This window comes from Nocardioides sp. Soil796 (assembly GCF_001429525.1).
In the GTDB taxonomy this organism is placed as follows: domain Bacteria; phylum Actinomycetota; class Actinomycetes; order Propionibacteriales; family Nocardioidaceae; genus Nocardioides.
Window position 1 is genome coordinate 259640 of sequence record NZ_LMSQ01000012.1, and the last position, 9177, is coordinate 268816.

At 70.7% G+C, this 9177-nt stretch carries 5 protein-coding genes; 4 read left to right on the top strand and 1 reads right to left on the bottom strand.

Annotated features, from left to right (window positions below):
• A partial coding sequence (locus ASH02_RS25510; RefSeq protein ID WP_162262576.1) for an MOSC domain-containing protein occupies window positions 1–738 on the bottom strand: 738 nt, incomplete at its 3' end.
• Window positions 739–804: 66 nt separating this feature from the next.
• Between ASH02_RS25510 and ASH02_RS05255 the strand changes: the two genes are divergently transcribed.
• From ASH02_RS05255 to ASH02_RS05270, 4 genes are read left to right on the top strand one after another with little or no spacing between them, the layout of a single operon-like run.
• A complete protein-coding gene (locus tag ASH02_RS05255) occupies window positions 805–1974 on the top strand; it encodes an exonuclease SbcCD subunit D (RefSeq protein WP_057294396.1) in 1170 nt (389 codons plus the stop codon).
• Window positions 1974–4973, top strand: coding sequence for an AAA family ATPase (locus ASH02_RS05260; RefSeq protein ID WP_057294397.1), 3000 nt, complete (start codon window positions 1974–1976; stop codon window positions 4971–4973). Before ASH02_RS05255 ends, ASH02_RS05260 begins: the two co-directional genes overlap by 1 nt.
• Window positions 4974–5005: 32 nt before the next feature.
• Complete coding sequence (locus ASH02_RS05265; RefSeq protein WP_056891174.1) at window positions 5006–6532, top strand: TldD/PmbA family protein; 1527 nt, start codon at window positions 5006–5008, stop codon at window positions 6530–6532.
• Complete coding sequence (locus tag ASH02_RS05270) at window positions 6532–7917, top strand: metallopeptidase TldD-related protein (protein ID WP_057294398.1); 1386 nt, start codon at window positions 6532–6534, stop codon at window positions 7915–7917. The genes ASH02_RS05265 and ASH02_RS05270 overlap by 1 nt, the downstream gene beginning before the upstream one ends.
• Window positions 7918–9177: the final 1260 nt, after the last annotated feature.

Genomic DNA, 9177 nt, shown 5'->3' on the forward strand with positions numbered 1-9177 from the left:
CCGGACGACGCCCGGAGTGACCACGACGGCGTCGACCGCGAGGTAGGGCTCGCCGGCATCGTTGGCCGGGCGGTAGCCCGCGAGCGCCTTCAGGACCGGGGCGTCGGCGAGCGCGGTCACCGGATGCCGGTTCGGCACGCCGCAGCGCCCGATGCGCCCGGTCACGTGCACGACGGTCTCGCCCACGCGCACGTCGTGCCCGACCCAGGAGTCCTCGACCCAGGGCTCGTCGGTCTCGACGAGGATCGTGCTGCGGAACCGTTCTGACTGGTCGACGAGGTCGGGGCGCCCCATCCGCGTGGCAAGGTCACGCACCGACGCGGTGCCGAGCAGGCTCACCGGCGCTCCGAAGACCACGTCTCCGCGCCCGGCACGGGCCAGTCGCACCGGGCGCCCGACCTGCTCGGCCAGCATCCCGGCCGGCTCCCCGTCGTACGGCGTGACCAGGATCCGGCGGCCCCAGTAGTCCACGGCCACCGGCTCATCGGCGATCACGAGCCGCCCCGACGCGCTGCGGCCGTCGCCGAGCGTCACCCGCAGGTGGTCGCCCTCGGCCTCGACCGTGGTCGCCAACAACGGCTCGTTGATCGTGCGCAGCACCCGGGCGGCCCCGGGCTCGACCAGGCACCACTCGCGGTCCCCGACTGGGCCGGCGACGTCCAGCGTGATCGCGTCGTACGCCGTGTGCCGGGTGCCCTTGAGCGGGGTGAATCCGAGCCTCGTGACGGTGGTCTCCATGGGTCGAAGGCTACTTCCGGGCGTGGGATGCCGGGGACTGTCGGTGGTGCCTTCTAGGTTCTAGGTGTGCGCATCCTCCACACCTCCGACTGGCATCTCGGGCGTTCCTTCCACCGCGAAGGCATGCTCGGGTTCCAGGCTGCGTACGTCGACCACCTGCTCGAGGTGATCGAGCGCGAGCGGGTCGACCTGGTCGTGGTCGCGGGCGACATCTATGACCGCGCGCTGCCGCCGGTCGACGCCGTCCGCCTGGCCAACGAGACCTTCACCCGCATCGCGAGGTCGCGCGCGAAGCTGGTGGTGACCAGCGGCAACCACGACTCGGCCCACCGGCTCGGCTTCGGCGCCGAGATGATGGACGCCGCCGGGGTCTTCGTCCGCACCAGCGCGTTGTCCGTGGGCGCCCCGGTGCTGCTCGACGACGAGCACGGTCCGGTCGCGGTCTACGGCCTTCCCTACCTCGAGCCCGATCTCGTGCGGGAGCCCTGGGCGTTGGCCGGGCGCAGCCACGAGGCGGCGCTGGCCGAGGCGATGCGGCGCGTGCGAGCCGACCTCGCCGGGCAGCCACGGGGCACCCGTTCGGTGGTGATGGCCCACGCCTTCGTGGCCGGCACCAGGCCGGTGGAGCCCAGTGACTCCGAGCGCGACATCAGCGTAGGCGGGGTCAGCATCGTCCCCACCGACGTGTTCGACGGCATCGACTACGTCGCGCTCGGCCACCTGCACGGCCAACACACGCTCACCGAGGCGATTCGCTACAGCGGCTCACCACTGGCCTACTCGTTCTCCGAGACGGGCCACCGCAAGGGCACCTGGCTGGTCGACCTCGACGCCTCCGGGCTCGCCCACGCCGAGTTCGTCGAGGCACCGGTCCCCCGCGCCTTGGCCCGCATCAGCGGCGACATCGAGCACCTGCTCTCCGACCGCACGTTCGGCGTTCACGAACAATCATGGGTGCACGCCACCCTGACCGACGACGCCCGCCCTGCCCGGGCGATGGAGCGGCTCCAGAAGCGCTTTCCGCACACGCTAGTGCTGTCCTTCGAGCCGGCCGGTGGCCATGCTGCCAGGCTTCCGTCGGCCCGTCCGGCCGCAGGCAAGCCCGACCACGCGATCGCGGTCGACTTCCTCCGCGAGATGCGGGGTCGACCCGCCAGCGCCGAGGAGTCGGCCCTGCTGCGCGACGCCTGCGACTCCTGCAGCCCCGACCACGACCTCGACACGGCGGTGGGCTGATGCGCCTCCACCAGCTCGACGCCACCGCGTTCGGCCCGTTCGCCGAGACCGTGTCGGTCGACTTCGACGACCTCTCCTCGGCGGGGCTGTTCCTGCTCACCGGCCCCACCGGGTCCGGCAAGACCTCGATCCTCGACGCCGTCTGCTTCGCGATGTACGGCGACGTCCCGGGCGACCGCAACCACGCCAAGCGGTTCCGTTGCGACACCGCCGACCCGCGGTTGGCGCCGCGGGTGCGGCTCGAGGCCACGTTGTCGGGCCGCCGGTTCCGGATCACCAGGTCCCCGGCCTGGGTCCGCCCGAAGAAGCGGGGCACCGGGCTGACCACTGAGCAGGCCTCGGTGCGGGTCGAGGAGCGCATCAGCGGTGAGTGGGTCATGCAGTCGACCCGGCTCGACGAGGCGGGTCATCTGCTGACCGGGCTGGTCGGCATGACCATGACCCAGTTCTGCCAGGTCGCGATGCTGCCGCAGGGCGAGTTCCAGAAGTTTCTCCGGGCCAGCTCGAACGAACGCCACGCCCTGCTGCAACAGCTGTTCAGCACGCAGCGCTTCGAAGACATCGAACGCTGGATCCGCGACCACACCCGCGCCCTCCACCGGCAGGGACAGGAGCTCCAGCGCTCGGTCTCCCGCGTGGTCAGCCGCATCCTCGAGGCCACCGGCGAAACGCTGCCCGACGACTGGTCCGGCGACGACCTGGCCCCGGTGATGGCCGACGGCATCCTCATCGACTGGGTCGACGCACTCCGGGCGCAGACCCGAGCGGCCGACGACGAGGCCACCGCGGCACTCGCCGCCTCCGTCGAGGCCGAGCGTGCTGCCGGCGAACGACGCGAGGAGGCCCATCGGGTGGCCGGCCTCCAGCAGCGCGCCACTGCCGCCCGCACCGAACTGGCCGAGCTGGCGGCCTCCGCCGACCGGCACGAGTCGCGACGCGGGCGCCTGGCCCTGGCGCGTCGGGCCGCTCCCGTCGTCCCGCTCCACAGGCTCGCGCTGGCAGCCGAGCAGCAGCGCGACCGGGCAGTCGAGGCAGCCGCCACCGCACTCTCCCGCGTCGCGGGGCCCGACGAGGTCGTCGACCTCGACACGCTCGTACGCCGGGCGCGGGCGTCACGCGACACGATCTCCGTCGCCACCGCCGCCGTTCCCCGTGAGGGCGAGCTGCGCGTCCTGCGTGAGCGCATCGCCGGCGATCGGTCCCGTCTCGAACACCTGCAGGCCGAGGAAGTGTCGACGGCGAACTCCGTCGACACGCTGCCCGAGCAGATCTCCTCCCTGCGCCAGCGGCTGGCCCTGGCGCGCGAGGCGGGCGTCGAGTCACAGCGTCTCGCCGCAGAGCGCGGCGTCCTCGATGCTCGCCTCGAGGCCCACACGCGTGCGGCCGAACTGCGTGACCAGCTGACCCTTGCCGTCGACGAGCGCCGGGCCAGCATCGACGAGTGCCAGCTCCTCAAGGAGCAGTGGCTTCAGCTGTGCGAGGCGCGCATCCGCGGGATGGCCGCCGAGATCGCCACCGATCTGGCCGTCGGTGCCAGCTGTCCGGTCTGTGGCTCTGCCGACCACCCGCACAAGGCCGAGGCGGCACCCGGTGCGCCTACGGCCGCAGCGGAGAAGGAGGCTCGTCGTCTCCTCGACGACGCCGAGGTCGACCGGGTGGCCCGTGACGCGCGGGTGCACGAGCTCGGCGCCACCCTCGCCGTGGTCGAGCAGCAGCTCGGCGACGACTCCAGAGAGACAACCCGGGCCGAACGCGCGCGCATCGAAGCAGCGCGTTCCGCGGCTGCTCACGCGGCCCGGGCCACGGGCGAGCTCGAGCCGGCGCTCATCCTGGCCGAACGCAGCCTCCAGTCCGCCGCCAACGCACTCTCGACCTGCCGGGTCGAGATCGCGAGCAGGCGGGCGCGCCTTGAGTCAGACAGTGCGTCCGAAGAGCGGATCGCCGGCGAGATCAACGACCTGCTCGCCGGCACCGGGCACGACGACCTGGCCGCACTCGCCGCCCATCACGAGCGCATCGCCACCGCCTGCGACGAGGCATTGCGACTTGAGCGGGCCCGCGAGACCGCTGTCGAACAGGCCGACAAGGCAGTGCAGGCTCTCGACACCTGGCTGCACGAGCACGACTTCGCCGACGCCGCGCAGGCACTCGACGCGGTCCTGTCCGACCGTGAGGCACACGAGCTCGAGTCGGCGATCTCCGCCCATGACTCCCGATCGGCCGCCGCCAGCGCCGTGCTGGGCGACCCCGTCGTGGCGCAGGCCCTCGAGCTTCCCGCACCCGACGTCGACGCGGTCGACACAGACCATGCCCGGGCACTCGACGAGCTCGGCAGCGCCCGCACCCTGGCCCAGACCCGACGCACCCGTTCGACCCGGCTCGGTGATCTCCACGAGCAGCTCGGCCTCGCGCACAGTGCGTGGCTGCCCGTGCACTCGGCGTACGCCGTCGCCGCGGAGCTGGCCTCGTTCGTGGAGGGCAAGTCTGCCGACAACGAGCTGCGGATGCGCCTCTCGGCCTATGTGCTGGCCTGGCGGCTCACCCAGGTGGTGGCCGCAGCCAACGAGCGACTGCTGCGCATGAGCGACCAGCGCTACTCCCTCGAACACACCGGCCACCGCGGTGCCGGCGAGTCGCGCGGTGGGCTGAGTCTGCTGGTGCTCGACGAGTGGTCCGGCGAGCGTCGCGATCCGGCGACCTTGAGCGGCGGCGAGACGTTCGTGGTCTCTCTGGCCCTCGCCCTCGGCCTGGCCGACGTGGTGACCCAGGAGGCTGGCGGGGCCGAGCTCGACACGCTCTTCGTCGACGAGGGGTTCGGCTCCCTCGACTCCGACACCCTCGACGACGTCATGGACACCCTCGACACCTTGCGCGACGGCGGGCGCGTGGTCGGGGTGGTCAGCCATGTGGCCGAGATGCGCAGCCGCATCCCGACCCAGCTGCGCGTGGCCAAGGACCGCACCGGGTCGTCGGTGACGATCTCGCGCGTCGACGGCTGACCTTCCCCGCCCGACCGGCTACGTTTGTGCGCATGTCAGCGCCAGGCCTCGACCCGACGTTCATCGCACTCCCCTATCGCAAACTCGCCGACGCGGCCCTGAGTCGCGCCCGCGACTTCGGCGTGACGCACGCCGACTTCCGGTTCGAGCGGGTGCGCTACCAGGACCTCGAGGTCCGCGACGGGGTGCTCCAGGATGCCAGCGAACACGTCGACCTCGGCTTCGCCGTGCGCGTCATCCACAACGGGGCCTGGGGATTCGCCTCCGGCATCCGGCTGACCACCGACGACGCGATCCGCATCGCCGAGGAGGCCGTCCAGGTGGCGCAGGTCGCGGCCGGCATGACGCGGCGCGAGATCGTGTTGGCCCCCGAGCCGGCGTACGACGACGCCACCTGGGTCTCCGCCTACGAGGTGAACCCCTTCGACGTGCCGACCGCGGAGAAGTCGGCCCTGCTGATCGGCTGGACCAACCGTTTGCGCGAGCACGACGCCGTCGAGCACGCCAGCGCCTCGCTCCAGCAGGTGCAGGAGAACAAGTTCTATGCAGATCTCACCGGGACCGCGACCACGCAGCAGCGCATCCGCCTGCAGCCGCACTTCGAGGCGATGGGATCACACCCCACCAGCGGAGTCTTCGACTCGATGGCCAGCATCGCGCCGCCGGTGGGCCGCGGTTGGGAGTTCCTCACCGGAGACCTCTACGACTGGGACGCCGAGCTCGCCGAGGTGCCCGCGCTGCTCGAGGAGAAGCTGGCCGCCCCGAGTGTCGAGTCCGGCACCTACGACCTGGTCATCCACCCGTCGAACCTGTGGCTGACCATCCACGAGTCGGTCGGCCACGCCACCGAGCTCGACCGGGCGATGGGCTACGAGGCCAACTACGCCGGAACTTCCTTCGCCACGCCCGACAAGCTCGGCTCCCTGCAGTACGGGTCCCCCGCGATGAACGTGACCGGTGACCGCACTGTCGAGCACGGGCTGGCCACCATCGGGTACGACGACGAGGGCGTCGCGACCCAGCAGTGGGACATCGTGCGCGACGGCGTACTCGTGGGCTACCAGCTCGACCGGCCGATCGCCGGCCGGAGCCCCGAGCTCGCCGGACCCGACGGTCGCTCCAACGGCTGTGCGTACGCCGACTCCCCCGGCCACATCCCGATCCAACGGATGGCCAACGTGTCGCTCCAGCCCGCGGACGACGGTCCATCAACGGAGGAGCTGATCGGCCGCGTCGAGCGAGGGCTGTACGTCGTCGGCGACAAGTCGTGGTCGATCGACATGCAGCGGTTCAACTTCCAGTTCACCGGCCAGCGCTTCTTCCGGATCGAGGACGGCAAGCTCGCCGGGCAGGTCCGGGACGCCGCCTACCAGGCGACCACGACCGACTTCTGGAACTCCCTCGAGGCCGTGGGCGGGCCGCAGACGTGGCAGCTGAACGGCGCGTTCAATTGCGGCAAGGCCCAACCCGGGCAGGTCGCGTCCGTCAGTCACGGGGCCCCGACCTCGTTGTTCCGCGGAGTGCGGATCCTCAACACGACCGAGGAGTCAGGCCAGTGATGACCACACCCCAGGACCTCGTCGAGCACGCCCTGGCCGCGAGCCGGAGCACCAACTGCATCGTCATCGCGCGGGTCTCCACGTCCGCGAACCTGCGCTGGGCCAACAACACCCTGACCACCAACGGGGTCATGCACGGTGGCACCTTCACGGTGATCGCGTTCCACGAGCGCCGCGACGGCATCGCCACCGGGTCGGTCACGGGCAGCGCCACCACCAAGGACCAGGTCAGCGCCCTCGTGGAGTCGGCGGACAGTGCGGCCCAGATCGCGACCCCGGCCGAGGACGCCCAGCCGCTGACCGAGGGAGCCGCCGCCTCCGGGTGGGCGGAGCGCCCGGCCGAGACCTCCATCGGCGTCTTCGCCGACTTCGCGCCCCAACTCGGCGAGGTCTTCCAGCGCGCCGAGGCCGCCGACCGCGTCCACTACGGTTTCGTCGCGCACGACGTGGTCACGACGTACGTCGGCTCGACCACGGGCCTGCGCCTGCGCCATTCACAACCGACCGGACACTTCGGCGCCACCGGCAAGACAGCCGACCTGGCCAGCAGTGCCTGGGTCGGCGGGGCGACCCGCGACTTCAGCGACGTCTCCGCCCATGACCTCGACGACGTCCTCGCCCAGCGGCTGGGCTGGGCACGGCGCCGCGTCGACCTCCCGGCCGGCCGCTACGACACGATCCTCCCGCCGACGGCGGTCGCTGACCTGGCCATCTACGCCTACTGGGAAGCCGGTGCCCGTGTCGCCCACGAAGGCCAGTCGGTCTTCTCCCGTCGAGGTGGCGGCACCCGCATCGGAGACCGGATAGCGGATCCCCGCGTGCACCTCTTCAGTGACCCGTCGTACGCCGGCCTGGAGTGCGAGCCCCACGTCGTGGCCGCGTCGTCGAGCAACACCTCGAGCGTGTTCGACAACGGCATCCCCCTGGACCGTACCGACTGGATCCGTGGCGGTGAGCTCGCCGCCCTGCACCAGACCCGGCACTCCGCAGCGATGACCGGCCAACCGGTGACCCCCGCCATCGACAACCTCGTGCTGTCGGTCGACGGTGGCGAGGGCGACGTCAACGATCTGGTGGCCGGCACCGAACGTGGGCTGCTGCTGACCTGTCTCTGGTACATCCGCGAGGTCGACCCGCAGAACCTCCTGCTGACCGGCCTCACCCGCGACGGGGTCTACCTGATCGAGAACGGCGAGGTGACCGGGGCGGTGAACAACTACCGCTTCAACGAGAGCCCGGTCGAGCTGCTCAACAGGTTCAGCCACGCCTCCGCCACCGCGCCCGCGCTCAGCAGGGAGTGGGGCGAGGACTACTTCTCCCGCACCGCCATGCCTGCGCTGCGCGTCCCCGACTTCAACATGTCGAGCGTGTCCCAGGCCCAGTAACTGCTGCCTCACCCCGATGGCCTCGGCCCTCTGCGGCTGAGGAGGTCGCCGGTGCCCTCGGTGGTTGAGGAGGCCCGGCATTCTCTCGGTGGTTGAGGAGGCCCGCGTCCTCTCGGTGGTTGAGGAGGCCCGCGTCCTCTCGGTGGTTGAGGAGGTCGCTCTGGCGACCGTCTCGAGACCACGCTTGACCAGGCCAGTGCAGTTGGTGTGGGCGGGTGTGGGCGTGGCGGTAGCCCCGTTCACCGTGTTCTGGTGGCGGGGCTTGCGCTCGCGGTGCTGTTGGGCCGGTGCTGTTTCTCGTGTTCTTCGTGTTCCCGAGCCTGCTCGTTGTCTGGTGCAGTGTCGGGGTTCAGTTGGTGGGGAGCTCTATGGTCCCGTGGGTGGTGACCAGCCAGGTCCGGCGGTACTGGTTGGTCCAGGTATAGGTGCCGNATACGACCACCGGCCATGCGTTTTGGCGAGGTGATGTCGTCGACACAACGGGGCGAGCCTGTCGGAACTGGTCTGGCCCGGTGGTCCGGTGTCGTCGTAGGCGGTGATGTGGTCGAGGTCGCAACGCCTCGAGTCGACGGTGCAGTGTGGGAAGACGCAATGCCGGTCGCGGGTGAGGACTTGTTCGCGCATCGCTTCGGGTGGGTCGTGCTGGTCGACAGCCCAGTCGTGATTCAGGTCGATGACCGGGGTGAGGGTGGCGTCGGGGCCGAGGTCGCGGATCCAGTCGAGGATCTTCTTGACGGTGACGGCGCCGAACAGGTTCGTCTCCGCCATCCCCGGTGCCGGCTCGTGGCCGCCGGAGCAGTCGGTTCCAGCGGTGCCAGTGGCTGAGGCGGTGGTTCCAGAGGACGTGGTGGTTCCAGTGGTTGTGGTGCCGTTGGTGGCGAGGTCGGCGAGGTTCACGTGGATGTAGAGCCGGGTCTTGAGGTAGGACTTGCGCGNTTCACCGGCACCGTCACCGTCGCCATCGTGGGCGCTGTCGCGATTGCCGTTGCCTGCGTCTTCACTGACTCCTGCGCCGTCGCTGTTGCCTGCGTCGTCGTCCTCACTGTGGCCGGTGTTGTCGCCGTCGCGGCCGTCGTTGTCGCTGTGAGGGTCGGGGATGAGGCCGAGGAGGTCGGCGCTGGCCTGCCGATCCGCGATCACGCCGAGGGCTTTGGCCCTGCGTTGGCCGAGGGTGTCGGTGTCACCGAGCTTGCCGAGGGTGGTGGCCTCATCACTGATGAGGTCGTGGAACTTCGCCAGGTCCACCGAGTCACCCATCGC

Coding starts and splice junctions, on each gene's coding strand:
- ASH02_RS05260 (WP_057294397.1), top strand. CDS start 1,974: ATGCGCCTCCACCAGCTCGACGCCACCGCGTTCGGCCCGTTCGCCGAG.
- ASH02_RS05265 (WP_056891174.1), top strand. CDS start 5,006: ATGTCAGCGCCAGGCCTCGACCCGACGTTCATCGCACTCCCCTATCGC.
- ASH02_RS05270 (WP_057294398.1), top strand. CDS start 6,532: ATGACCACACCCCAGGACCTCGTCGAGCACGCCCTGGCCGCGAGCCGG.